At 57.1% G+C, this 24093-nt stretch carries 22 protein-coding genes; 13 read left to right on the top strand and 9 right to left on the bottom strand.

Features of this window, described 5'->3' with window-relative positions; genetic code table 11:
- The first annotated feature begins 65 nt into the window (after positions 1 to 65).
- Both ABJZ52_RS05505 and ABJZ52_RS05510 read left to right on the top strand, forming a co-directional pair.
- Positions 66 to 791: a DUF1499 domain-containing protein gene (locus ABJZ52_RS05505; RefSeq protein WP_348184346.1), complete on the top strand. Its 726-nt coding sequence runs from the start codon at positions 66 to 68 to the stop codon at positions 789 to 791.
- A gap of 38 nt (positions 792 to 829) precedes the next feature.
- Entirely contained in the window at positions 830 to 1369 is a 540-nt protein-coding gene (locus tag ABJZ52_RS05510; protein WP_348184345.1) for a ricin-type beta-trefoil lectin domain protein, read from the top strand.
- 564 nt (positions 1370 to 1933) lie between these two features.
- Here the strand turns inward: ABJZ52_RS05510 and gyrB are convergent.
- The 8 genes from gyrB to mutM all read right to left on the bottom strand — a co-directional run bounded on the left by gyrB (position 1934) and on the right by mutM (position 11950).
- Positions 1934 to 4387 carry a DNA topoisomerase (ATP-hydrolyzing) subunit B gene (gyrB, locus tag ABJZ52_RS05515; RefSeq protein ID WP_348184344.1) on the bottom strand — a complete coding sequence of 818 codons (2454 nt, stop codon included), beginning with the start codon at positions 4385 to 4387 and terminating at the stop codon, positions 1934 to 1936.
- Positions 4388 to 4519: 132 nt separating this feature from the next.
- Complete coding sequence (recF, locus tag ABJZ52_RS05520) at positions 4520 to 5668, bottom strand: DNA replication/repair protein RecF (protein ID WP_348184343.1); 1149 nt, start codon at positions 5666 to 5668, stop codon at positions 4520 to 4522.
- Positions 5669 to 5701: 33 nt separating this feature from the next.
- Positions 5702 to 6820 (bottom strand): DNA polymerase III subunit beta, encoded by a 1119-nt coding sequence (gene dnaN, locus ABJZ52_RS05525; protein ID WP_348184342.1) that lies wholly within the window; start codon positions 6818 to 6820, stop codon positions 5702 to 5704.
- Positions 6821 to 6985: 165 nt separating this feature from the next.
- Entirely contained in the window at positions 6986 to 8467 is a 1482-nt protein-coding gene (gene dnaA / locus ABJZ52_RS05530) for a chromosomal replication initiator protein DnaA (RefSeq protein ID WP_348184341.1), read from the bottom strand.
- Between the two features lie 143 nt (positions 8468 to 8610).
- Entirely contained in the window at positions 8611 to 9051 is a 441-nt protein-coding gene (locus ABJZ52_RS05535; RefSeq protein ID WP_348184340.1) for a rhodanese-like domain-containing protein, read from the bottom strand.
- 647 nt (positions 9052 to 9698) lie between these two features.
- On the bottom strand, positions 9699 to 9965 hold the full coding sequence (gene rpsT / locus ABJZ52_RS05540; protein WP_153770312.1) for a 30S ribosomal protein S20: 267 nt from the start codon (positions 9963 to 9965) through the stop codon (positions 9699 to 9701).
- Positions 9966 to 10159: 194 nt separating this feature from the next.
- Complete coding sequence (locus ABJZ52_RS05545) at positions 10160 to 10933, bottom strand: enoyl-CoA hydratase (RefSeq protein WP_348184339.1); 774 nt, start codon at positions 10931 to 10933, stop codon at positions 10160 to 10162.
- A 123-nt stretch (positions 10934 to 11056) separates the two neighbouring features.
- Entirely contained in the window at positions 11057 to 11950 is an 894-nt protein-coding gene (gene mutM / locus ABJZ52_RS05550; RefSeq protein ID WP_348184338.1) for a bifunctional DNA-formamidopyrimidine glycosylase/DNA-(apurinic or apyrimidinic site) lyase, read from the bottom strand.
- A 216-nt stretch (positions 11951 to 12166) separates the two neighbouring features.
- Between mutM and ubiE the strand changes: the two genes are divergently transcribed.
- From ubiE to ABJZ52_RS05565, 3 genes are read left to right on the top strand one after another with little or no spacing between them, the layout of a single operon-like run.
- Complete coding sequence (gene ubiE, locus ABJZ52_RS05555; protein ID WP_348184337.1) at positions 12167 to 12970, top strand: bifunctional demethylmenaquinone methyltransferase/2-methoxy-6-polyprenyl-1,4-benzoquinol methylase UbiE; 804 nt, start codon at positions 12167 to 12169, stop codon at positions 12968 to 12970.
- A 3-nt stretch (positions 12971 to 12973) separates the two neighbouring features.
- Positions 12974 to 14557, top strand: a complete 1584-nt coding sequence (gene ubiB / locus ABJZ52_RS05560; protein ID WP_348184336.1) for a 2-polyprenylphenol 6-hydroxylase — start codon at positions 12974 to 12976, stop codon at positions 14555 to 14557.
- A gap of 34 nt (positions 14558 to 14591) precedes the next feature.
- On the top strand, positions 14592 to 15059 hold the full coding sequence (locus ABJZ52_RS05565) for a hypothetical protein (protein ID WP_348184335.1): 468 nt from the start codon (positions 14592 to 14594) through the stop codon (positions 15057 to 15059).
- Here the strand turns inward: ABJZ52_RS05565 and ABJZ52_RS05570 are convergent.
- On the bottom strand, positions 15053 to 15676 hold the full coding sequence (locus tag ABJZ52_RS05570) for an alpha-ketoglutarate-dependent dioxygenase AlkB (protein WP_348184334.1): 624 nt from the start codon (positions 15674 to 15676) through the stop codon (positions 15053 to 15055). The two genes, ABJZ52_RS05565 and ABJZ52_RS05570, sit on opposite strands and share 7 nt — an antisense overlap.
- Positions 15677 to 15923: 247 nt before the next feature.
- On the opposite strand from ABJZ52_RS05570, the gene dnaK reads away from it, so the two are divergent.
- The 8 genes from dnaK (at position 15924) to hslU (ending at position 23995) form a co-directional block, all read left to right on the top strand.
- Positions 15924 to 17849, top strand: coding sequence for a molecular chaperone DnaK (dnaK, locus tag ABJZ52_RS05575; protein WP_348184333.1), 1926 nt, complete (start codon positions 15924 to 15926; stop codon positions 17847 to 17849).
- A 230-nt stretch (positions 17850 to 18079) separates the two neighbouring features.
- On the top strand, positions 18080 to 19210 hold the full coding sequence (gene dnaJ, locus ABJZ52_RS05580) for a molecular chaperone DnaJ (protein WP_348184332.1): 1131 nt from the start codon (positions 18080 to 18082) through the stop codon (positions 19208 to 19210).
- Positions 19211 to 19282: 72 nt separating this feature from the next.
- On the top strand, positions 19283 to 19933 hold the full coding sequence (locus ABJZ52_RS05585; RefSeq protein ID WP_348184331.1) for an rRNA adenine N-6-methyltransferase family protein: 651 nt from the start codon (positions 19283 to 19285) through the stop codon (positions 19931 to 19933).
- A 131-nt stretch (positions 19934 to 20064) separates the two neighbouring features.
- Complete coding sequence (locus tag ABJZ52_RS05590) at positions 20065 to 20244, top strand: chlorhexidine efflux transporter (protein WP_348184330.1); 180 nt, start codon at positions 20065 to 20067, stop codon at positions 20242 to 20244.
- A gap of 39 nt (positions 20245 to 20283) precedes the next feature.
- Positions 20284 to 20874: an NAD(P)H-dependent oxidoreductase gene (locus ABJZ52_RS05595; protein ID WP_348184329.1), complete on the top strand. Its 591-nt coding sequence runs from the start codon at positions 20284 to 20286 to the stop codon at positions 20872 to 20874.
- 118 nt (positions 20875 to 20992) lie between these two features.
- A complete protein-coding gene (hslV, locus tag ABJZ52_RS05600) occupies positions 20993 to 21553 on the top strand; it encodes an ATP-dependent protease subunit HslV (RefSeq protein ID WP_348184328.1) in 561 nt (186 codons plus the stop codon).
- Positions 21550 to 22668, top strand: coding sequence for a hypothetical protein (locus ABJZ52_RS05605; RefSeq protein WP_348200142.1), 1119 nt, complete (start codon positions 21550 to 21552; stop codon positions 22666 to 22668). The genes hslV and ABJZ52_RS05605 overlap by 4 nt, the downstream gene beginning before the upstream one ends.
- A gap of 22 nt (positions 22669 to 22690) precedes the next feature.
- Positions 22691 to 23995 (top strand): ATP-dependent protease ATPase subunit HslU, encoded by a 1305-nt coding sequence (gene hslU / locus ABJZ52_RS05610; RefSeq protein WP_348189747.1) that lies wholly within the window; start codon positions 22691 to 22693, stop codon positions 23993 to 23995.
- Positions 23996 to 24093 lie beyond the last annotated feature (98 nt).

The following is a 24093-nucleotide window of genomic DNA, read 5'->3' on the forward strand; positions in this document are numbered from 1 at the left end:
TGCGTAGTGTGCAATATGTGCATACCGAGCAGTAAATTTGCCAATGTGTCAAGGATCAAGGCTTAATGACGAAAATCGGAAAGTTCACCTTGTTTGTCGCCGTCCTGGGCGGGTTAAGCGTAATGCTGATGCTGTTTGGTGCTCGGCTAGGACTATGGGCACCAACCACTGGCTTTGGATTCTATCGAACCTATCTCAATCCAATAGGTGCGGTCATTGCAGTCATGGGCTTGCTCACCTTGTCAATGCACCTCAAACGCAAGGAAAAAGGTGGCGTCTTTGCGGGTGGAGTTGCTGTAATTATTGGAATGGCATGTTTGGCGCCAATGATTGCTGGCGCTATCAACCCTCCAGTGCGTGCCGCGCCAATTCACGACATTTCAACCGACACAACAAATCCACCTGCCTTTGAGGTGCTGGACGAAAACCGCGAGGGTGCGCGTAATTCGCTCAAATATGGTGGTCCTGAATTGGCGAAGGTTCAATCCGCCGCATATCCCGATATAGTGCCCCTTGCCACAGAGTTACCCGCAGATGCTGCCTATCAAAAGGCTCTGAAAGTTGCTCACGAAATGGGATGGGAGGTCGTCGGCTCGAATACGGAGCGTAGGCGCTTCGAAGCAGTTGCCCGTACACCTGTTTTCTATTTCGCCGATGACATCGTGATTGTCGTGACACCTCAAGGCGACGGAAGCCGTGTTGATATGCGGAGCGTTTCGAGAGTTGGACGCAGCGACCGAGGCGTCAACGCTAAACGGATTCTCTCATTTCAAAAACAGTTCCGCGGATAGATGTCGCAACCAAGCGCCGCTGCATAAAGGACTGACCTATGACAAAACTTAATACAACCTGTTCTGCGGCATTTGCGGCTGCATTCGCCATGATCATTCCTCAGGTTTCTTTTGCTGAAGCCCCTGATATCCAAACCAAAGGGGCAGTGATTCATCTCGCTGACAACCTTGGTGAAGAAGCAAAACTCGGCTGGTGTATCGACACCAAAGGTCGAGGCTTGGGTAATCAACTTCATGCGCATTCTTGCAAACCCAATGGCGATGATGTGTTGTTTTCGTTTTCTCCAGAGACCGGCGCGATTGAATCGGTGACCTACAAGGGCAAATGTATGGCCCATAGCGACCCGGAAAACGCCAAGGTCCCTTTTGGGCTCATCGCATGCGACATAGCCGATCCAAGGCAGAAATTTTCTTATGATACTGTCAGCATGGAGATGCATTTGGCTGCTGACACTTCGCAGTGTGTGACAGTCGCAGCGACCATTGATGATGCCGGTCCCTATCAGTCGCGCGATCTCATCTTGGCAGCCTGCAAGGGACTGGACCCGAGCTTCAAACAATGGGTCATCCAAAACTAGCCGATTAAAGCGTCTCGTCAGGGTCAAGTGCTGTCTTCTCAGGATGGTCCCAACGCCAACGCCTAGCAGAATGAACCACAACTTGGCGCGACCAAATTCTGGAGACGCGTCAGGTTGGGTGGTCGTTTCAACTGCCGACCGCAAAAAAGCGCAACTGCGGAATAGCTGCGCGCGATAAGAAAACTCCGATGTTGGCGAGCGAACGTCCGCTACCGAAAAGGATGACAATCCACACTCAATGCCCGCAACGGTCCGGAAGCCTCCAGACGTTTGAGGTCCATAGATTTATGGTGGTAGTCACAAGTCGTGCGAGGCGTCCTGCGCGTTCCAACAAACAGCAGGCCTGACGGCCTATGATTGGCAAGGGTAGGAACTTGGTTGTTGGGTTCGATTGGAAATTCGAAAACTGTTTCGGGACGAGGTGAAGCTCATGTACCGATAACCTAGGCAGAATACCGGTTTCCGCCAAAGTTATTGAAATTTTTGAGATCAGCCTTGTACCAATCCGCCGCGTCGCGAAATTATATGCGCGCGGCGGAAGTTTACAGGCGTCCCTACCACGTATCAGACGTCCAGGTTGGCGACGCTCAGGGCATTGTCCTGAATGAACTCGCGGCGCGGGTCCACTTCATCGCCCATGAGCTTGGTGAAGATGTCGTCCGCGTCGTCCGCCTCGCGGACCTTGACCTGAAGAAGAGACCGAACGTTGGGGTCGAGCGTCGTTTCCCAGAGCTGGCCGGGGTTCATTTCGCCAAGGCCTTTATAGCGTTGCAGCGATATGCCCTTTTGCCCAAATCCGAAGATCTGTTGTAGAAGAGCTCGCGAACCGCGGATCTCGTGGGGCGTGTCCTTCCGGCGCAGCGTCGCCGCCTTGCCGTAGATCTCTTGGAGATGGCCGGCGTCGGCATTCAAGCGACGGGCATCTGCTGAACCAAGCAGTGCTGCATCAATGATGGCCACTTCCTCAACACCGCGAACCATACGCTTGAAAACAAGGCTGCCATCGTCCCGGGCCTCGCCTTCCCAGCCGCGTTCGAACTCATCCGCGAGAATGTCGAGCCGCCGCGCAATGTAAGTCGCAGCTTCGGCCGCCTTTGCGCTGTCGTTCAGCGTATCTTCGTTAAGTGCTCCGGCGATTGCTGCCTGTTCAACGACATCGCGGTTGTAGCGAGAGTGCAGGCCGTCGAAAATGCTTGCAATTGCCCGGGCCTTTTCAACGACTGAACGAAGATCTTCTCCGGTCCGGACTTCGCCATTGGCGAGGGTCAGTGATGTGTCTTCAAGCCCGGATGAGATCAGATAGTCCTCAAGGGCCTGCTGATCCTTCAGATATTGTTCGGATTGCCCGCGCTTCACTTTGTAGAGCGGCGGTTGGGCGATGTAGATATATCCGTTCTCGATCAGCTCTGGCATCTGACGGAAGAAGAACGTCAGCAGCAGGGTTCTGATGTGGGCGCCATCGACATCAGCATCGGTCATGATGATGATCTTGTGATAGCGCAGCTTTTCCAGATTGAATTCTTCTTTTCCGATCCCTGTTCCGAGGGCTGTGATCAGCGTACCGATTTCATTGGAAGACAGCATCTTGTCGAAACGGGCACGTTCCACGTTGAGGATCTTGCCTCGCAGCGGCAGAACAGCCTGATTCTCGCGATGCCGACCCTGCTTGGCAGAGCCACCAGCGGAGTCACCCTCCACCAGAAACAGTTCGGCTTTGGACGCATCACGTTCCTGACAATCGGCAAGCTTGCCTGGCAGGGACGCAATGTCGAGGGCTCCCTTGCGCCGGGTCAGCTCGCGCGCTTTGCGCGCCGCCTCACGTGCGGAAGCAGCTTCAACCACCTTGGAAACGATCGACTTGGCGGGCGTTGGATTTTCTTCCAACCATTCTGAGAGTGCGCCGGAGATAAGGTTCTCGACGACGGGTCGCACTTCGGATGAGACCAGCTTGTCCTTGGTCTGCGAGGAGAACTTCGGATCCGGGACCTTCACCGACAGGACACAGGTCAGGCCTTCACGGCAATCGTCGCCGGAAAGGGAGACCTTCTCCTTTTTCATCAACCCGGTGCTTTCGGCATATCCGGTGAGCTGACGAGTCAAGGCCGCACGAAAACCAGCTAGGTGCGTGCCGCCGTCGCGCTGGGGAATATTGTTGGTGAAGCACAGGACGTGTTCATGGTAGCTGTCGTTCCACCACATAGAGGCTTCTACGGTGATGCCGTCTTTCTCGGACCGAACGGTGATCGGCTCTTCAATGAGCGGATGTTTGGCCCGGTCCAGATAGCGGACGAACGCTTCGAGGCCGCCCTCGTAGAACAGCTCTTCGACAACCGGCTCGACGCCGCGCTTGTCGGTTAAGATGATGCGGACACCGGAATTGAGGAACGCGAGTTCGCGAAGCCGGTGCTCAAGCGTTGCGAAGTCAAATTCTATCTTTGTGAATGTTTCCGGCGACGGGAGAAATGTGACTTCGGTGCCCTTCTTGCCGTTTGCCGGCCCAACGATCTCGAGTGGGCTCACTGCATCGCCATGGGCAAAGCACATGTAATGCTCTTGCTCGTTGCGCCAGATGCGCAGTTCCAGCTTGGTGGACAGCGCGTTCACGACAGAGACGCCTACGCCGTGAAGGCCGCCCGATACCTTGTAGGAATTCTGATCGAATTTTCCGCCTGCATGCAGCTGGGTCATGATGACCTCTGCCGCAGATACACCTTCCTCCGAATGCATGTCGGTCGGAATGCCGCGGCCATTGTCTGACACGGTAACCGATCCGTCGGCATTCAGGCTCACGGTCACATGGTCCGCGTGGCCGGCCAGTGCTTCATCGATTGCGTTGTCGACGACTTCATAGACCATGTGATGGAGGCCGGATCCGTCATCGGTGTCACCGATGTACATTCCCGGCCGCTTTCTCACAGCGTCGAGCCCCTTCAGGACCTTGATGGAATCCGCGCCATATTCGGCAGACCCTTCAGTTTCGGGCGTCGGAACAGTCTCGGGATCGGAAGTGTCGCTCATGCGAATCAGTCACCAGTCATTTTTAGATTTAATCCCCTGTTATAAGGGGTTCCGCAGGCCGTTCAACAAAAGCAAAGCCATACAACGGATGTGGCGTCCATAGCGGTGGAAAACAATGGGTTTCCGGCGATTTTAGCGCGTTTCCTGTCGATCGATAAGCGCCGCGCCTTCGCAAGAGATCTCAAAGACTTCACCTTCTCGTGGAAGTGCTTCGAAAAGGGACGCGTCGGTGCCGGTCATGAACACCTGACCGCCCAGGTCGAGCAAGCGCGTGAACAGAGCCTTTCTGCGATTTGGGTCCAGATGAGCGGCGATCTCGTCAAGCAGCAGAACTGGCGTCATTCCCGTGATCGAGGCGGTAAGTTCGGCATGGGCGAGGATGAGGCCGATCAGCAGGGCTTTTTGCTCACCGGTTGAAGACTGGGCGGCGGGCATGTCCTTGGCAGTGTGTCGCACAAGGAGATCCGACAGATGGGGCCCCATGAGCGTTCTGCCCGCAGCGCGGTCGCGCCCGCGTCCTTCTGAAAGCAGGTCCCTGTAATGATCTTCCCGGTCAGATGCGCTCATGCCGCGCGTCGCCATTTCAAAGGCGCCGTCGAGCGTCAGTGACGCAAGGGGGAAAGGAAGGCCTGTCTCCGCCTGAGCTTTCACGGTCTCGCCAAGGAGTGTCACGGTCTCACTTCGCGCCAATGAGACTGCTGTGCCCAGTTCGGCAACCTGTGTCTCAATGGCGGACAGGAAGTCTGGAGAACCGCCGTGGTCCAGTAGCTTGTTCCGTTGCCTGAGCGCTTTCTCGAAATTGCTGACACGTCGCCCGTGCGTGGGATCTATGGACAAGGTCAAGCGATCCAGAAACCGGCGTCGGTCCGATCCAGGCCCCGTGAACAACCCGTCCATCGACGGCACGAGCCAAAGCACACGCATGTAGTCGAGAAGGTTTTCGGAAGAGCGAACATCTTCACCATCAATCCGAACGCGCCGACCAGCTTCGCCACTGGTCAATCCGGTGCCAATACGCGTCTCGTCGCCGTTTTGGTTCAGGATCGTCGAGACACTCCAGCTGCCAGGTCCGCTCACCCGGCCAACATCGGCAAAGGGCGCTCGACGCAGCCCGCGGCCGGCCGTCAGGAAGGAAATTGCTTCCAGAATGTTGGTCTTTCCAATGCCGTTGTCGCCAACGAACGCGATCAAGGGCTTGGAGAAGGCAAGATCGAGGTGTTCATAGTTCCGGAAGTCGGTCAGAGTCAGGCGGCTGAGAGCCGCCGACGTTCTGTCAGCCATGGAACTTCATCCCGCAAGCTTTTCGCCTGGCACCTAGACGCGCATCGGCATCAGAACGAACAGGCAATCCTCGATCGTATTGTCCTGGACCAGCGTCGGAGATCCGCTGTCAGCCAGACGGAAGAGCGCAGTGTCGCTGTTCAGCTGGTTGGCGATGTCGAGCAGGTAGCGAGAGTTGAAGCCGATTTCGAGCGGATCGTCATCATATTCAACGGCGAGTTCTTCCGTTGCGCTTCCCGAATCCGGATTGTTCACGGCGAGAATGAGCCGCCCTTCGCTGAGCGACAGCTTGACCGCCCGCCCGCGCTCGGAGGAAATCGTCGACACGCGGTCGACAGCTTCCTTGAACTCGTCCCGATCGACACGCATTTCCTTGTCATTGCCCTGCGGAATGACGCGGCCGTAGTCCGGGAAAGTGCCGTCAATCAGCTTGGATGTGAGAACAACCGAGTCCGTCGTGACGCGAATTTTCGTGTCAGAAAGCTCGATCTGCACATCTGCATCCGGTTCTTCAAGCAGTTTCTGGATCTCGCCGACGGTCTTGCGAGGTACGATGATGCCCGGCATTCCCGCTGAACCGGACGGGGCAGGGACTTCGGCCTGCGCCAAGCGGTGGCCATCAGTCGCGACAGCCCTGAAACGTGAGCCTTCCGGCGTGTCGACCGCATGCATATAGATGCCGTTCAGATAATACCGGGTCTCTTCCGTGGAAATGGCGAATTGGGTCGCATCGATCAGCTTGCGAATATCGCCCGCGCTCAATGTGAAGCCATGTGTGAAGTCGCCGGCTGTGAGATCCGGGAAATCGGTCTCCGGCAGCATTTGAAGTGCAAACTTCGAACGCCCTGCTCGAATTTCGAGTGTTGCATTGTCGCTGGTGGTTTCCAGGACAACCTGAGAACCATCCGGCAGCTTGCGTACAATGTCATAGATCATGTGCGCGGGAACGGTTGTCGCACCAGGCATTTCGATCATTGCCGGAACCGTTTCCAGAATTTCCAGATCCAGATCGGTCGCCTTGAGCTTCAACGCGCCATCTTCGGCGCGGAGCAGGACGTTGGACAGGATAGGAATGGTGTTACGGCGCTCGACAACCCGGTGAACATGGGTCAGGGACTTGAGGAGGTCGGTCCGATCGAGGGTCGCTTTCATACGTAAGGTCCGTACTTTCAAGGCGCCGAAGAGGTGTCTTCGGCCAAGGAAATCTGACGCCCCCATGGTGGGAGCGGGGGGAAGACACTGCCCTCAACTGCTGGCAAATGCAAGAGGGGCGCCCACTTGGACGCCCCTGATTTTGATGATTATTTTGTAATATTGTCAGGCGTCGAGCATGCGCTTGAGCAGCTCCAGCTCCTGCGCCAGTCCGTGGTCGCCACGAGCCAGTTCCTCAATCTTGCGAACCGCATGCAAAACTGTCGTGTGATCCCTGTTACCGAAGCGGCGGCCGATCTCGGGAAGGGACCGTGGGGTCATGACTTTTGCAAGGTACATGGCAATCTGCCGGGGCCGCACAATCGTCCGCGTCCGGCGGGCAGACAGAAGGTCTGCCTTCGTCACATTGTAATGCTTCGACACGACGCGCTGAATGTCTTCGATCTTGACCCGGCGCGGCTCGCTTGAGCGGATAAGATCCCGAAGGGTCATTTCCGCCATTTCCTGCGTGATCGGCTGGTTGGTCAGCTGATTGTGTGCAACCAGGCGATTCAGGGCGCCCTCAAGATCGCGTCCCGAAGACGCCACATGCTTGGCGACATAGTCGAGAACAGGGTCTGGAACTTCGAAATTTGGATAGCTGCGCTGGGCCTGGTTCACGCGAGTGGACAGGATGTTGCGGCGCAGGGAGAAATCAGGTTCCTGAATGCCGACGACAAGGCCGCCGGACAGGCGTGACCGAACCCGATCGTCGAGTGTGTCGAGTTCCGATGGAGCCCGGTCGGCTGCGACAATCACCTGACGCGCGCCGTCGATAAGAGCGTTCAGCGTGTGACAGAACTCTTGCTGCACCTGCTTGCCGTGAAGAAACTGCATGTCATCGATCAGGAGGAGGTCGATGGTGCGCAGGGTCTCCTTGAACGCGAGGGCCGACTGGGCCTTCAGCGCTGAAACGAAGCGATACATGAAATGTTCTGCCGTCAGGTACAGAACCTTGCGACCCGATGCGCGAACCTTGGCCGCAACGGCCTGCATAAGGTGGGTTTTGCCAAGGCCGACCGAAGCATGCAGGTAAAGCGGGTTGAAGGTCACAGCGCCGCCTGAAGCAACCTGACGGGCAGCAGCGAGTGCCAGACCGTTGGAGTCACCCTCGACAAACGTCTCAAACGTGTATTTGGGGTCGAGGGCGGCACCCTGGAGGACGTCACGAGTGACATCATTTGATGCGTCGCCACGGCCGAGTGCGGCTGTGACAGCCTGCGCTGCGGCAACCTGATTGGTGTCACAAAAGCCGTCAAGGCGCTGCTCGGATGCCGGGGATGCCTTCGTGCGCTTGGGGCCGGGAAGACCCGGTGCAATGGGAGCTGCGACCTGACGCGGGCGCATGGCGCCGCGGACGGTGAGCTCGATCTTGTGCACGTTGTCGCACTCGCCCTTCCAAAGGCCCATCAGGCGCTCATTGTAGTGCGATTGAATCCATTGTTTCAGAAACCGCGTGGGCACAGACAATCGCACTGTTCCATCGTTGTGTTCTTCAAGGTCTACACGTGCGAACCAGCTGGAGAAAACGTCGTCTCCAAGTTCGGCGCGGAGCCGTTTTTTAACACGGTTCCAGTGTTCAGAGCCGCTTGCCTCCTGAACCTGCATTACTTCCGCCTCCTGTTTAAGGACGATCCGCCACAGCCGCCCTGATTAATGCTGCTCTAACAGCCTTTTTATATCCCGATTGGGACAATTGTTGGGTTGGCGGCAACGATAGCTACCGCCTTAACCTGCTCCAGGCAGGTCAGTTAATTCTGGATCCAGGGCAGTCCGGCGGCCTTCCAGCCAGACTGAGTTCCCCGATGACCGTCTTGATCAAGAGGGCCTTCAAAACCACCAGCAATGTTATAGCAATGGGCGTAGCCTGCCTGCGTCATCGCGATGGCTGCAGATTGGCTCCTCACGCCGGAGCGGCACAGAAAGTAGATCTGGGCGCTCTGGTCAAGTCCTTTTGCCGAGATTTTTTTGACCAAATCGCCAACAAAATCCTTGACTGGCTGCGCAGGCGGAAGGCTCTGCCATTCCACGAACAGAGGCTCGCCGCCCAGCGCACGCAAATCCGGCACGCCGACGAAAGTCCACTCTGCTTGTGTGCGCACGTCGACCAGGACGGCGCCGCCTTGTTTCGCAATAGCGTCGTGCGCGGTTTTCGCGTCTACGTCGCCTGCATATTGGATGGAGTTTTGCACAACAGACCCCTTTTACAATGGCAGTGCCATTGTTTCTGCGTTTCTTCTAGCGATTTTTTTGGAAATTTTAGAGTCTTCGAAGAGAAGATCTAGTGCAGATTAAATACTGCTGTGTATTCATTGTAAAAACGACTGAGTGGGAAACTTCTAATTTCAATGTTCTGAATTTTCATAACTTGCCCAGACCGCTTTTTTGTTTCGTTTTAGTGCGGATCTTCGTCCGCCTGTTGATCTAAACATATACAGCCCGTTTCGACCCGGCAACAGCCTCTGATGAACAAATCGTAAGCAAGGTACAAAGCTCCGTAGCGTCACCCTTGGGTGCACTTGTCCGGGTCATGGGCCAAATGCTTTTCGCCGCTTGGATTTTCCTGATCAAGACACGTGGCTGGGGGGCTCAGGTGAGGGCATCAAAAAAATGAATCGTGTTTACTCTTGACTCGCGTTGAATCCGGTTTGAGTCAGCTCGGTTCCGGCAACGTATCGATAAGTATCTGGAAATAATGAGAAAAAATTGCCAAGGCGCACTATGGCGAAATCTCCTGATGGCAAAAATTTCCTTAGCCGGCGTGTGTTGACGCATTTTGTACGGCTAAAAAAAACCCGGCCGCGAGGACCGGGTTTTTTAACGTCAAAATGGCGTAGATTTAGGCGCTGAGGGCCTTAACGCGGGCATTCAAGCGAGAAACCTTGCGAGATGCGGTGTTGGCGTGAAGAACGCCCTTCGTCGCAGCGCGCATGATCTCGGGCTGAGCAGCTTTCAAAGCTTCACTAGCGGCTGCCTGGTCACCGGAAGCGATTGCTTCCTCGACTTGACGCAGGTAGGTCCGCACGCGGCTCCGACGAGCTTTATTCGTGGCCGTCCGGCGGGCAATCTTACGGGCCGCCTTCTTGGCCGAGGGTGTGTTGGCCATGGGCTCAATCCTGATCCGTGGTGGAACTAAGTCCGGTTACAATCGAGACAGCCACACGCCAAGGCGATAAGGGTACCCGATCAAAAAACGACGGCGGCGAGGGATCCCGCCACCGGTTGCGGGCAGCTTATAATCGTGCCACGCGGCCGCGTCAATGGTGATAGGCGCGTCTGTGCGAGATTCTTTCGCGGCTTTTATTTGTTGTTGAATTGGGGTTTGCGCTTTTCGGCAAAGGCGCTCATGCCTTCTTTCTGGTCTTCCGTCGCGAACATGCTGTGAAAGACCCTGCGCTCGAAACGGATGCCTTCCGCCAAAGTCGTCTCGTAGGCCCGGTTGACGCTTTCCTTGGTCATCATTGCAATGGGAAGCGAGAAGCCTGCGATCTTCTCGGCTGCCTTGAGCGCCTCTTCCAGAAGCTCGCCCGCCGGTACAACGCGACTGACAAGACCGCATCGTTCGGCCTCTTCGGCTTCCATCATGCGTCCTGTCAGGCACATGTCCATGGCCTTGGACTTGCCGATGAAGCGCGTCAGTCGCTGTGTGCCGCCGGCGCCAGGCATGACACCAAGCGTGATTTCGGGCTGGCCAAACTTTGCAGTGTCTGCAGCAATGATGAAGTCGCACATCATGGCCAGCTCGCAGCCGCCGCCGAGCGCATAGCCCGCAACTGCTGCAATGACGGGCTTGCGCGTTCGGGAGACATGTTCCCAGGACGTGATGAAATCGTTCAGATAGGCTTCCATATAGTCAAGGCCGCCCATCTCCTTGATGTCGGCGCCGGCGGCAAATGCCTTTTCCGAACCCGTGATTACCGTGCAGCCTATGCGCTCATCGGCTTCGAAACCGGACAGGGCGGTGTTCAGCTCGTCAATCAGAGCCGAGTTGAGCGCGTTCAGTGCACTGGGGCGATCAAGTGTGATCAGTCCGACCTTGCCGCGCGTTTCGACGCGAATGTTTTCATATCCCATCCGGTTCACTCCCAAACCAAGTTCAAATCATCTGGTTGACAGGCGTAGCCGACCTTTGCACGCGGTGGCAACCGCCGAGCTGTGAAATCGGAGATCCGCAGGCCGATACGACTTGCAAAGAGATCACCGTTGGCAGGCGGGGCAGTAGAAAGTCGACCTGTTTGATTGAACAATTCTTTCGATGGGTGATGTGCAGCCTGGTGTCCTGCAGGGCTCGCCCTCCCGGTCATAAACGGCGAAGCGGTGCTGGAAATAACCGAGTGTGCCATCTGCCTGGGTGTGATCGCGCAAGCTCGATCCGCCGGCCTCAATCGCTTCGGTGAGTGTATCGCGAATATGGTCGGCAAGCGCAGAGGTGTGTTTTGTTGCCCTGCCGTTCTTTCCTGCAATCGTTCCCGCTGCACGTTTGGGATCAAGTCCGGTGCGCCATAGGGCTTCACAGACATAGATGTTGCCCAACCCTGCAATCAGCTTCTGGTCCAGAAGGGCTGCCTTCAGAGGAGCCTTCTTGTCGGCGAAGAGCCTGGAGATCCGCGAACCGTCCAGTTCATTGCCAAGAGGCTCAAGCCCTATGTTGCGAAAGAGAGCATGCTCGCCAATATCCGGTCGTGCAATAAGCGTCATGAAGCCAAAACGGCGAGGGTCATTATAGTGGATGCGCGCGGTCCTGCCCGCACTGGTCGACAGATGAAAGACCACGTGATCATGTTTTTCGTTCTTGGATTTCGCGTGGGCGAAGTCGCCGGGCGTTGAAACGTCCTCGTCTGCGGCGATCCGGAACGACCCGGACATTCCCAGGTGCATGACAAGAACGTCGCCACTATCCAGATCAGCAAGCAGATATTTGGAACGCCTTGAAAGCGCGGTGACGCGCCGACCGGTGAGCCGTGCGCGAAAATTTTCCGGAAAGGGAAACCGCAAATCGGCCCGGTTTTGGTCAAGCTTTTCGATCAGCGCGCCCTCGAAGGTCGGCGCAAGGCCGCGCTTCACAGTCTCGACTTCGGGCAGTTCAGGCATGGGGATTTCCGTTATTAGGTGCTGATGAGCAGCGCGGCATATTGGTTTTGACAGACGGGAACATAGCGCTTGCTATGGCCATGTACTATGTTCCGCTCCAAATTGGAGTGATGTGCTTGCCATTCAAGCGCATCCGTTGGAAAAGCAGCTTGATATGCGGCATGACGATCAGACGGGTGTTTCAGCCGTCCGCCGTGTCGGTCAGGAGACATGATTATGGCGCAGGACGCTTCTTCATCCCAGCGGGCATCGGCCCGTGCACCGGAAGACATGCCGACAAGCTTTGGCTTCACCACGGTCGGGGAAGGTCAAAAACAGGCACTCGTCGATGACGTGTTCCACAAGGTCGCCGAGCGCTATGACATCATGAACGATATGATGTCCGGCGGACTGCATCGTGTCTGGAAGGACGCGATGGTGTCTGTTCTGGCGCCACCAAAGTCTGCTGCGCGCGGATGGCGCCTGCTGGATGTGGCCGGTGGGACTGGCGACATTGCAACACGCGTTGTTCGTCGATCAAATGACACGGCAAAGGCAGTTGTCTGCGACATCAACGGTTCGATGTTGTCTGTTGGTCGCGACCGAGCAGAAAAGGCAGGCCTCTCCGATCAGATCACCTTCTCGCAGGGCAACGCTGAGGAACTGCCGTTTCCCGACAAGAGTTTTGATGCCTATACGATTGCGTTCGGCATTCGGAATGTGCCTGATATTCCCAAGGCGCTTCGTGAAGCGCGCCGCATCCTGAAGCGCGGCGGACGTTTTCTTTGCCTTGAGTTCTCGGAGGTTGACGTTCCTGTTCTCGACAAGGTCTACGACGGGTTCTCTTTCAATGCGATCCCTGCAATGGGGAAGATGGTGACTGGGGATGGTGAACCTTATCGCTATCTGGTGGAATCAATCCGCAAGTTCCCCAGCCAGGAGCGCTTCGCAGAGATGATCCGCGAAGCGGGCTTTGAGCGAGTGACCTACCGTAATTATTCGGGTGGCATCGCAGCACTGCATTCTGGCTGGAAGCTCTGATCCATGGGGTTTGCTGTCGCGCCGCTTTTCCGTCTGGCCAAGGCCGGTTTTGTCATGGCCCGCGAAGGGGTTTTCGGTCTGGCGCATCTGCCTGACTTGCCGACAGCGCCACGCATCGCGATCGCCTGCGCGCGGCTGCTGGAAAGGCGCTCGGTCAAGAACAAGAGTGCCGAACTTCGCCTTTCTGATGCGATGAACCGGCTCGGGCCGTCGTACGTCAAGCTGGGACAGTTCCTGGCGACCCGTGCTGATGTTGTCGGCAAGGAGGCAGCGCTTGAGCTGTCGGCGTTGCAAGACCGGCTTCCGGCCTTTGGTCACGAAGCAGCGTGCAGAGCGGTCGCCGAGCAACTTGGCCAGCCGGTCGACGAGATATTTGTCGAGTTCGGCGAAGCCGTGGCTGCAGCTTCCATCGCGCAGGTTCATCCGGCAATGCTTCGCGGCAAGGATGGCGAGGTCCGCAAGGTTGCGGTCAAGGTTCTGCGTCCTGGCGTCCAGAGACGATTCCAGCGCGATCTCGAAAGCTTCTATCTCGTCGCGCGCCTCGCCGAGAGGTTTCATCCGCCCTCACGCCGGCTGCGTCCGGTCGCGGTGGTCGACACTCTGGCAAAGTCTGTTGCCATGGAAATGGACTTCCGTCTTGAGGCGGCAGGTCTGTCGGAGATGGCTGAAAACACAGCGGAAGATCCTGGCTTCCGCGTGCCCGAGGTTGATTGGCTTCGCACGGCCAAGGGTGTTTTGACCATGGAATGGATCGACGGCCGGAAAATGTCGGACGTCGAGGGGCTTAAAGAAGACGGTTTGGACCTGGAGGCGCTGGGCGCCAACGTCATTCAGAGCTTCCTGCGTCACACCCTGCGTGACGGCTTCTTCCATGCGGATATGCATCAGGGCAATCTCTTCGTTGAGCCCGACGGGACGTTGATTGCAGTTGATTTCGGCATAACTGGCCGTCTGAGCAAGCAGGAGCGCCGGTTCCTGGCTGAAATCCTGTTCGGCTTCATCACGCGGAACTATCGCCGGGTCGCGGAGGTTCATTTTGAGGCGGGCTATGTGCCGGCCCATCAGGACGTGGACATGTTCGCCCAAGCGATCCGCGCGATCGGGGAACCTATCCATGGTCACGACGCCAGCGAGATCTCCATGGCGCGGCTCCTGACGCAGTTGTTCGAGGTCACCGAACTCTTCGAGATGCGGACCCAGACCCAGTTGATCATGCTGCAAAAGACCATGGTCGTGGTTGAGGGCGTCGCGCGCACGCTGAACCCGCATCTGGATATGTGGCATACGGCCGAGCCAGTCGTCGGCTCCTGGATCCGCGACAACCTTGGCCCGGTTGGCAAACTGCGAGATGCTGGGGAGGCGATCGGCGCCATGGGCCGCATTGCCAATGATCTGCCGCTGTTCGCCGACCGTGTCGGCAGGATGTCGGAAGAATTCGAGAAGATGACCTCCAAGGGCTTGCGGTTCGACAAGGACACCGCAGAAGCCATCGGCAAGGCGGAAGCCCGTCACACCAGATCGGGCCGCATTGCCCTATGGGTGATTGCTGCGGCGCTTGTTGGTATTGTTGCACGCGATCTGTTCTGACGGTTCCGGCGAACGCATAAAGAGAGATGAAGCAATGACAGATGAAGCAGTGGCAGTTGATGTGGAGATATATCATCCTCGCGCCGTCACTGATCTCGGACTGTGGTCGATCAAGCCCCTTCAGCTGAAGGTCTATGGAATCGCTGCGTCTGGGAACGTCGTGTCCTTACGGAATATTGCTGAAGCCAAGGCAATTGCCGAGGCGGAATTGCCTCCGCGGGTGTTGGCGGAAGGACAAGACAACGGGCTTGGCTTTGCGCTCTTGCATCTGGGTGAGACTGGCACCACACATTCATTCTATTGGTGGGTTCAGGGTTGTGTCCTGTGCCAACACATTCGTCGGACGCTTTATGGCGAACAAGAGCCGCTCAATTCGGCGGATCGGCCTGTGATCGGCTGCGTTTGGGAACTTGAGCTGATCAACGCAGAACAAGTGTTCTGGCGCGATACCATGATGATCGCCAAGCCCGATCCGGCATCCTATCTGGCCGCGCGTCACTGATCCGGCGTCACGCGTCTCAAGGTCAGATTGATCCGGCCACCATTCTTCAGAAGTGTTGATGTGCCTGGCAGGACCCTGTCGATGCCGTGGTAGGCAAGGCGTGACTCATCTCCCAGAATCACAACATCACCAGATGTCAGCCGCATGGAGCTGGTCGGGGCCTTTCGCGTCGTTCCGCCAATGCGGAAAGTTGCTGTGTCGCCGAGTGAGACCGAGACGACCGGCGCGTCCAGCATTTCTTCATCCTTGTCCTGGTGTAGTCCCATCTTCGCTGTGGTCGCATAGTAGTTGATCAGGCAGGCTTCCGGTTCTGGTGCATCGGAGGCAACAGTCTTCCAAAGGTCGCGCAGCACCGATGGTATCTCCGGCCACTTCTCGCCTGTGGTTGGATGTGTCGACTGGTAGCGATAGCCATTGATGTCTGCGACCCAGCCAAGCGAGCCACAATTGCTCATCCGAACCGAGAAAGCCTTTCCGGTTTTCGGCATTTTGGGCTGGAACAACGGAGCCTTCGCCAGAATTCGCCGGAGCTCATCAACCAGGGTCGCCTGGGCTTCACGGTCGAAATATTCTGGGAGCAAACGAAAGCCTGCGGGCTGCGCGTGACCTTTGGTCATGGTCTTTACCTTGGATAACCGGGTGGTGCGGTGGCGTGGTAACGAACTTGGAAGAATTATCGAGAATACAGGGTGAACCTGCAAATGCTGTCTCTTCGGTGTCTTGCAGGGGCAGTTTCATCCTCCTATATAGCGTTCGAGCGTTGCGCCAAGGTGCAACGACCGGGGGCTGTCCCGGACATTTGTGAAGAGGAACCGGAAGGATGCCGTTACGGGTCATTCCGGTTTGCTGGAAAGAGAGGCTAATATGGCAAAGGTCATCGGTATCGACCTCGGCACGACAAACTCGTGCGTCGCCGTCATGGACGGTAAAGATTCCAAAGTTATCGAAAATGCGGAAGGTGCACGCACCACGCCGTCAATGGTGGCTTTTTCTGATGATGGTGAGCGCCTCGTCGGCCAGCCTGCCAAGCGTCAGGCCGTCACCAACCCAACCAACACTCTTTTCGCCGTCAAGCGCCTGATCGGCCGCCGGTTCGACGACCCGACCGTTGCCAAGGACAAGAAGCTCGTTCCGTTCGAGATCGTCAAGGGCGACAATGGCGATGCATGGGTTGAAGCCAACGGCGACAAGTATTCTCCGTCTCAGGTGTCTGCCTTCATTCTCCAGAAGATGAAGGAAACCGCAGAGAGCTATCTCGGCGAGACTGTGACCCAGGCGGTTATCACCGTTCCCGCATACTTCAACGATGCACAGCGTCAGGCAACCAAGGATGCAGGCAAGATTGCCGGCCTTGAAGTTCTGCGCATCATCAACGAGCCGACCGCGGCTGCCCTCGCCTATGGCCTCGACAAGAACGATGGCAAGACCATTGCTGTCTATGATCTTGGCGGCGGCACCTTCGACGTGTCGGTTCTTGAAATCGGCGACGGCGTCTTTGAAGTGAAATCCACCAACGGTGACACGTTCCTCGGCGGTGAAGACTTCGACATGGTTCTGGTCGACTACCTGGCTTCCGAGTTCAAGAAGGAACAGGGCATTGATCTGAAGAACGACAAGCTGGCTCTCCAGCGCCTCAAGGAAGGTGCTGAAAAGGCCAAGATCGAACTGTCGTCTTCTGCGCAGACCGAAATCAACCTGCCGTTCATCACGGCAGATGCATCCGGTCCGAAGCACCTGACCTTGAAGCTGACCCGTGCCAAGTTCGAGTCTCTCGTTGACGATCTCGTCAAGCGCACGATCGAGCCTATGAAGGCTGCTCTTAAGGATGCCGGCCTTGTTGCCGGCCAGATCGATGAAGTGGTTCTGGTTGGCGGCATGACCCGCATGCCGAAGATCCAGGAAACCGTGAAGACCTTCTTCGGCAAAGAGCCTCACAAGGGTGTTAACCCGGATGAAGTCGTTGCCATGGGTGCCGCCATTCAGGCAGGCGTTCTGCAGGGCGACGTCAAGGATGTCCTGCTTCTTGATGTAACCCCGCTGTCGCTCGGCATCGAGACCCTTGGCGGTGTCTTCACCCGCCTGATCGACCGCAACACAACGATCCCGACGAAGAAGAGCCAGGTTTTCTCCACCGCTGAAGACAATCAGACGGCTGTGACCATCCGCGTCTTCCAGGGCGAACGTGAAATGGCTGTCGACAACAAGGTTCTCGGCCAGTTCGATCTGGTTGGTCTGCCGCCGGCACCGCGCGGCGTTCCGCAGATCGAGGTGACCTTCGACATTGATGCCAACGGCATCGTGAATGTCTCCGCGAAGGACAAGGGCACCGGCAAGGAACAGCAGATCCGCATCCAGGCATCTGGTGGTCTTTCCGACGCTGATATTGATCAGATGATCAAGGACGCCGAATCCCACGCGGACGATGACAAGAAGCGCAAGGAACTGGTGGAAGCCAGAAACCAGGGCGAAGCTCTTGTCCATTCGACCGAAAAATCCGTCAAGGATCACGGCGACAAGGTCAGCGAAGAAGACAAGGCAGCCATCGAAACCGCTCTTGAAGATCTGAAAACAGCTCTTGAAGGCGAAGATCTGGAAGGCATCCAGGCCAAAACCCAGGCGCTCGCAGAAGCCTCCATGAAGCTCGGCGAAGCCATCTACCAGGCATCCCAGGCTGAAGCCGACGCAGCAGGTGAAGAGGGTGCCGACGGCGAAGAAGCCGCTGCCGCAGACGATGATGTCGTCGATGCAGACTTCGAAGAAGTCAAGGACGACGACAAGAAGTCTGCCTGACCGACGTAATCAGCGGCCTGCGGAATTTCCGCGGGCCGCTGTCATCAAGCCGACAGGCTTTTGCCGCATTCCTGAAGATGTCAAAGCATTGCTGGAACTGGACACGAACCGTGATCCGTCCACATTTGGCTGAATGTTGCGCAGAGTGCATATCGTCGGCAAAGGGCCTGAAACGAGGCGTCTGGTAAATGAACCAAGCGCCGCCGGCCAAGAAAAACGAGTGACCACGAATGGCCAAACGCGATTTCTACGAAGTTCTGGGCGTGACAGTCGAAGCGGATGAAAAGACGCTGAAGAGTGCCTACCGCAAGATGGCGATGAAGTATCATCCGGACCGCAATCCCGGAGATGCCGAAGCAGAAGCCAGCTTCAAGGAAGCGAATGAAGCCTACGATACGCTGAAAGACCCGCAGAAGCGCGCAGCCTACGACCGGTTCGGTCATGCCGCCTTCGAAAATGGCGGTTTCGGCGGCGGTGGCGGTGGTCCGCACGGCGGCGACTTCTCCTCGACCATGTCCGACATTTTCGAAGAGTTCTTCGGAATGGGCGGTCAGCGCCGGTCTGGTGGACGTGAGCGCGGCGCCGACCTTCGTTACAATCTCGATATTTCCCTGGAAGACGCGTTCAACGGCAAGACTGTTGAAATCGAAGTGCCGACCAGCGTGACCTGCGACGCCTGCTCGGGGTCCGGCGCGAAGCCCGGAACCAGCCCGACCACGTGCCGTACCTGCGGCGGGGCTGGTCGCGTTCGTGCGGCACAAGGGTTCTTTACCCTCGAGCGTGCCTGCCCGACATGTCAGGGCAAGGGGCAGGTTATTTCCGATCCTTGCGATAGCTGCGGCGGAGTTGGGCGCACAACCCAGGAAAGAGCGCTTTCGGTCAACATCCCTGCCGGCATCGAAGACGGAACACGCATCCGTCTTGCAGGTGAGGGTGAAGCGGGCCTTCGCGGCGGACCGGCAGGTGATCTCTACATCTTCCTGTCGCTGAAGCCTCACGAGATCTTTCAGCGCGATGGTGCGGATCTTTACTGTCGAGTGCCGATTTCCATGTCGACAGCGACGCTTGGAGGTCAGTTCGACGTGCCGACCCTTGATGGTGCAACCAGCAGGGTAAAAGTTCCCGAAGGAACCCAGACGGGCAAGCAGTTCCGATTGCGCGGAAAGGGCATGCCAATCATGCGGGCGACGCAGCATGGTGACATGTATGTGCAGGTCACAGTTGAGACTCCGACCAATCTGACCAGGCGCCAACGCGAACTTCTTGCAGAATTCGAGCAGGAGTCTTCCGGTGAAAACCACCCGGAATCGGCCGGTTTCTTCACTAAAGTCAAAGACTTCATCGACAATTTGAGCGCCTGAGTCGGCTATCTGTCTTGAAATCTTCTCGCGACGGCACCTACATTGGTGCTCGTTGCAGGAGGAATGCACTCAATGATGGATCTGCCCGGTATTCATGGCGATACCGTTCTCACGAAGCTGCGCAAGGTCAAGGAACTGAAGGCCAAGGCGCTTGATGAGGTTCGGTTTTTGCGTACCTGGGTGGAAAGCCCACTCAAGACCGGTGCAGTGAGTCCCTCGGGTCCGCTTCTAGCCGAGAAAATGGCATCCTTCATTACACCGGGGCCTGGCGCCAACTTCGTTGAGTTGGGCCCGGGCACAGGGGTCGTGACAAAGGCTATTCTTGACCGAGGTGTGTCGCCTCAAAATCTTGTGTCAATCGAATACAGCGCTGACTTCTATCGTCTTCTTAAGAAACGGTTTCCGGATTTGAACGTTATCCAGGGCGACGCATACGCCTTGGGTGAGATCTTTTCCGAAGGTGATGGCCTGAATTTCGCGAAGGATGGGCTGGATGGTATTGTATCAAGCCTGCCGCTCTTCTCGAGACCGGAAGAAGCGCGCGAGCGTTTCGTGCTGGACGCCTTGAAGCTCTTGAAGCCGGGCGCCCCTCTGGTGCAATTCTCTTATGCGCTTGTTCCACCCGTGAAACCGCGCGCTGGATTGTTCTCTTTGACCAAATCCGAGTGGATCTGGAAAAATCTGCCACCAGCGCGTGTTTGGGTTTACAGACAAGTGCACTGATCCGACTGCGTAAAACCAATCGGGTAAGAGGACGGCCTCCCCAATCATGGAAAATCCACCGGGACGACCCGGTTCGCGGTTTGGGGAAATCAAGTTCGTACGACATCAGATCAGATACGGCACGCAATCTGTTGCGACGCGGGGTTGCTCGCCGTCTTGATGCCAATCATTGCGTCTATCTTGAGATCACGCTTCTTGAGGCCTTGATGGTGGATCTCTCTTTCGCGCTATTCTACATGGTCTATGCCTTCGTTTTTAACTGGGCCTACGATCCGATGGTGCCTGTCAAGGATCTGAGCCCCTCGGGTTGATGTCGACTTGTTCAACCAATTTTTCCCATGAGAGTGAGCATGCAGCAAAATCGCATTCTGGTTCTGTCCGGTTCGACGCGATCGGGATCCTTCAACACCAAACTTGCGGCGCTCGTAACAAAGCAGTTGGCGCTGGCTGATGCTGAAGTCACCCGCATTTCGCTGTCTGACTATCCGCTGCCACTTTACGATGGTGACCTGGAAGCCAACCGGGGTGTTCCGCAGAATGCCCAAACGCTCAAGGAGCTGTTTTGCAGGCAGGACGGTGTCTTCATCGCCTGCCCGGAATACAATGCTGGCGTCACGCCCGTTCTCAAGAATGCGATTGACTGGATCAGTCGGCTGTCTGGTCCGGGTGAACCGCCGTCTGCAGCGTTCAAGAACCGGGTCTTTGCGCTTGGCTCCGCGTCGACCGGCGGTTTCGGCGGCATGCGCGGCTTGATCGGGATGCGGACAATTCTCGAGGTCGGGTTGGGTGCAACTGTATTGCCCCAGATGATCACCGTGTCTTCCGCTGCAAATGCTTTCACGGGCAAGGGCGATCTTGCGGACGGAAGGTCTGCGAACATCCTGAGCGGCGTTGTTCAGGCGCTCAATCACCAGAGCCGTCTTCAATCGATGGGCCGATAGCCGTTTGACAAGACCGGGGCTGCGCTTGGAATTCGGCCGGTGGCGGCTTACATAGGTCACAACGACGGCAGTCTGTTTCGGCGCTGCCAATTCATCATGACACCACTGAGAGGCATCTATGAGCGAGACCCGCGAACCGGCAACCTGGCACGGAACCACGATCTTGATGGTACGCAAGGGTGGCAAGGTTGTCATCGCTGGCGATGGTCAGGTCTCCCTCGGCCAGACTGTGATCAAAAACACGGCTCGCAAGGTGCGGCCCTTGTCTAAAGGCGAGGTGATCGCCGGATTTGCCGGGGCCACCGCCGATGCGTTCACCTTGTTCGAGCGTCTCGAGGCAAAGCTCGAGCAATACCCCGGTCAGTTGATGCGTGCCTGTGTCGAACTCGCGAAGGACTGGAGAACAGACCGCTACCTGCGCAAGCTCGAAGCCATGATGCTTGTCGCTGACAAGCAAGTGTCGCTGGTGCTGACCGGAACCGGAGATGTGCTGGAACCGGAAGGCGGCGTCATGGGTATTGGTTCGGGCGGCAATTACGCGCTTGCGGCCGGTCGTGCGCTGGTCGACACGGAACATGACGCCGAAACGGTTGCCCGGAAGGCCATGGCCATTGCGGCAGACATCTGCGTTTACACCAACTCCAATGTCCTGGTTGAAAGCCTGGAGAGCGAAACGTGACCATTCTGGGCGAGCAGGCCGACGCCACGGGCGCGCTCTCAGGCAAAAGACTGGACGCGGCCGTCGCCAGAGGGATCCTGTCAAGGGAACAGGCTGATCGTCTGGCAGAGTTTTGGGTCCGACAGGAGCGTTTGGAGGATACGGATGCACCGGTGTCGCGCGTCGACGCAGAAGAAGTTCGTTTTGCGCGCGGGTTCCACGATGTTTTCATCGCAATTGGCATCGTGATCTTCCTGTTTGGCCTGACGTATGGACTGCAGGATCTTGGCTCGACGGGCGTGATCGCCGGGGTCGCTGCGGGTTCTGTCTGGATCCTTTCAGAAATCTTCGCGCGTCGCATGCGGCTCGCACTGCCGTCGTTTCTTCTCAGTCTTGCGTTTACGCCGCTCTTCCTCGTGACCTGCATCGGCTTGATCGCCGGCGGAGACAGCATCAGTGTTTTTGAAGGCGCGCGCGCTGGAATGCCGGTCGACCCGGATGGGGCCCACCTTCTGATTTTGCCGACGTTGATCGCAATCGCGGGAGCGGTTCTGCACTATCTACGGTTCAAGGTGCCTGTTGGTGTGACCGGCATTGCTGGCGGCACCTTGTTGCTCGTTGCGCTTTTGATCGAAAGCGTGGTGCCGGGATTTGTCGTCGATCATGTGACCTGGTTCACGCTGGTGGCAGGTCTGGTCTGCTTTGCACTCGCGATGATGTTCGATAGTCGTGATATTGAGCGTGTGACGGTCAACAGCGACAAGGCTTTCTGGCTGCACCTGATGGCGGCACCCTTGATCGTTCATTCTGCCTTGATGTTGGTGATGGGAGAGGGCGAGGCCCAAAGCACCTTCTATGCTCTCATCGTGATCGGACTTTTCCTGGGCCTTGCGTTTGTTGCGATCCTGGTGGATCGGCGCGCGCTGCTCGTGTCGGGCCTGGGGTACTTCGGATTTGCCATCGCAACGCTCATGACCAAGGCCGAGGTTTCGGAAGACATTACGTTGGCCATGACACTCGTGCTGCTTGGCTGCTTCATTCTGCTTCTCGGCTCTGCCTGGCGTGCCGTCCGCCGGCTTGTCGTCAAGCCGCTCTCCAATACGGTGGTGATGAACTTCGTTCCCGCCATCGACTGACCCTTTGTGTGAAAGAAAAGACATGACTGACTTTTCGCCTCGCGAAATCGTATCCGAACTGGACCGCTACATCGTCGGTCAGAAAGACGCCAAACGCGCGGTCGCGATCGCACTGCGCAACCGTTGGCGCCGCCAGCAACTTCAGGGCCAGATGCGCGAAGAGGTTCTGCCGAAGAACATTCTCATGATCGGCCCGACCGGGGTCGGCAAGACCGAGATTTCCCGTCGGCTCGCCAAACTCGCCAATGCGCCTTTCGCAAAGGTCGAGGCAACCAAGTTCACGGAAGTCGGCTACGTCGGCCGTGATGTCGAACAGATCATTCGCGATCTTGTCGAAGCGGGCATAGGTCTGGTCCGCGACGCCAAACGTGAAGCTGTGAAAGCAAAGGCGCATGTCCTGGCGGAAGAGCGGGTTCTTGACGCATTGGTCGGCAAGAACGCCAGCCCTGCGACAAGGGACAGCTTTCGCAAGAAGCTGCGCGAAGGCGAGATGGACGAGAAGGAAATCGAGGTTGAGGTCCGCGCTCAGGCGCAGATGCCGAGCTTCGAAATGCCGGGGATGCCAGGGGCGAGCGTCGGCGTGATGAATGTCGGTGATCTGCTCGGCAAGGCCTTCGGTGGCCAGACCAAGACGAAGCGCACCACGGTGAGCGAGTCCTATGAACTCCTGATCAACGAAGAATCCGACAAGCTTCTGGATGAGGACAAGATCGTTCAGGAGGCCATTTCCCTCGTCGAGAACTCGGGAATCGTCTTTCTTGATGAAATCGACAAGATCTGCGCCCGGGAAGGCCGAAGTGGCGGCGACGTCTCTCGCGAAGGTGTGCAGCGGGATCTTCTGCCGCTGATCGAAGGCACCGTGGTGTCAACCAAACACGGCTCGGTCAAGACCGACCATATTCTCTTCATCGCTTCTGGCGCGTTCCACGTGGCAAAGCCGTCGGATCTGCTGCCGGAGCTTCAGGGCCGTCTGCCTATCCGTGTCGAGTTGCGCCCTCTCACTCGGGACGATTTCCGGGCCATCCTCACAGAACCCGAAGCCAGCCTTATCAAGCAGTACATTGCCTTGATGAAGACCGAGGACGTCGACCTCGCGTTTTCCGAAGATGCGATTGACGAGATCGCCTCGGTTGCGGTTGACCTCAACGCGTCGGTCGAGAATATCGGTGCGCGGCGTCTGCAGACGGTGATGGAACGGATACTGGACGATGTGTCCTTCACCGCGCCAGACCGTCCCGGCGAGACCATCGAAATCACCGCGGATTACGTGCGTGAGAACATTGGTGAGCTTGCCAAGAATGTCGACCTGTCGAAGTTCATCCTCTGACGTGGTTCTCAGTGGTGGAGGAGCTCAGTTGAACATGCGCTGCTCTGCCGCTGGACCTGACAAAGCCTTCCGCTTGCGGAATGGCGTAGCCGGTGGCA

The organism is Roseibium sp. (assembly GCF_039982295.1).
GTDB lineage: Bacteria > Pseudomonadota > Alphaproteobacteria > Rhizobiales > Stappiaceae > Roseibium.

Coding starts and splice junctions, on each gene's coding strand:
- ABJZ52_RS05505 (WP_348184346.1), top strand. CDS start 66: ATGACGAAAATCGGAAAGTTCACCTTGTTTGTCGCCGTCCTGGGCGGG.
- ABJZ52_RS05510 (WP_348184345.1), top strand. CDS start 830: ATGACAAAACTTAATACAACCTGTTCTGCGGCATTTGCGGCTGCATTC.
- gyrB (WP_348184344.1), bottom strand. CDS start 4,387: ATGAGCGACACTTCCGATCCCGAGACTGTTCCGACGCCCGAAACTGAA.
- recF (WP_348184343.1), bottom strand. CDS start 5,668: ATGGCTGACAGAACGTCGGCGGCTCTCAGCCGCCTGACTCTGACCGAC.
- dnaN (WP_348184342.1), bottom strand. CDS start 6,820: ATGAAAGCGACCCTCGATCGGACCGACCTCCTCAAGTCCCTGACCCAT.
- dnaA (WP_348184341.1), bottom strand. CDS start 8,467: ATGCAGGTTCAGGAGGCAAGCGGCTCTGAACACTGGAACCGTGTTAAA.
- rpsT (WP_153770312.1), bottom strand. CDS start 9,965: ATGGCCAACACACCCTCGGCCAAGAAGGCGGCCCGTAAGATTGCCCGC.
- ABJZ52_RS05545 (WP_348184339.1), bottom strand. CDS start 10,933: ATGGGATATGAAAACATTCGCGTCGAAACGCGCGGCAAGGTCGGACTG.
- mutM (WP_348184338.1), bottom strand. CDS start 11,950: ATGCCTGAACTGCCCGAAGTCGAGACTGTGAAGCGCGGCCTTGCGCCG.
- ubiE (WP_348184337.1), top strand. CDS start 12,167: ATGGCGCAGGACGCTTCTTCATCCCAGCGGGCATCGGCCCGTGCACCG.
- ubiB (WP_348184336.1), top strand. CDS start 12,974: ATGGGGTTTGCTGTCGCGCCGCTTTTCCGTCTGGCCAAGGCCGGTTTT.
- ABJZ52_RS05565 (WP_348184335.1), top strand. CDS start 14,592: ATGACAGATGAAGCAGTGGCAGTTGATGTGGAGATATATCATCCTCGC.
- ABJZ52_RS05570 (WP_348184334.1), bottom strand. CDS start 15,676: ATGACCAAAGGTCACGCGCAGCCCGCAGGCTTTCGTTTGCTCCCAGAA.
- dnaK (WP_348184333.1), top strand. CDS start 15,924: ATGGCAAAGGTCATCGGTATCGACCTCGGCACGACAAACTCGTGCGTC.
- dnaJ (WP_348184332.1), top strand. CDS start 18,080: ATGGCCAAACGCGATTTCTACGAAGTTCTGGGCGTGACAGTCGAAGCG.
- ABJZ52_RS05585 (WP_348184331.1), top strand. CDS start 19,283: ATGATGGATCTGCCCGGTATTCATGGCGATACCGTTCTCACGAAGCTG.
- ABJZ52_RS05595 (WP_348184329.1), top strand. CDS start 20,284: ATGCAGCAAAATCGCATTCTGGTTCTGTCCGGTTCGACGCGATCGGGA.
- hslV (WP_348184328.1), top strand. CDS start 20,993: ATGAGCGAGACCCGCGAACCGGCAACCTGGCACGGAACCACGATCTTG.
- hslU (WP_348189747.1), top strand. CDS start 22,691: ATGACTGACTTTTCGCCTCGCGAAATCGTATCCGAACTGGACCGCTAC.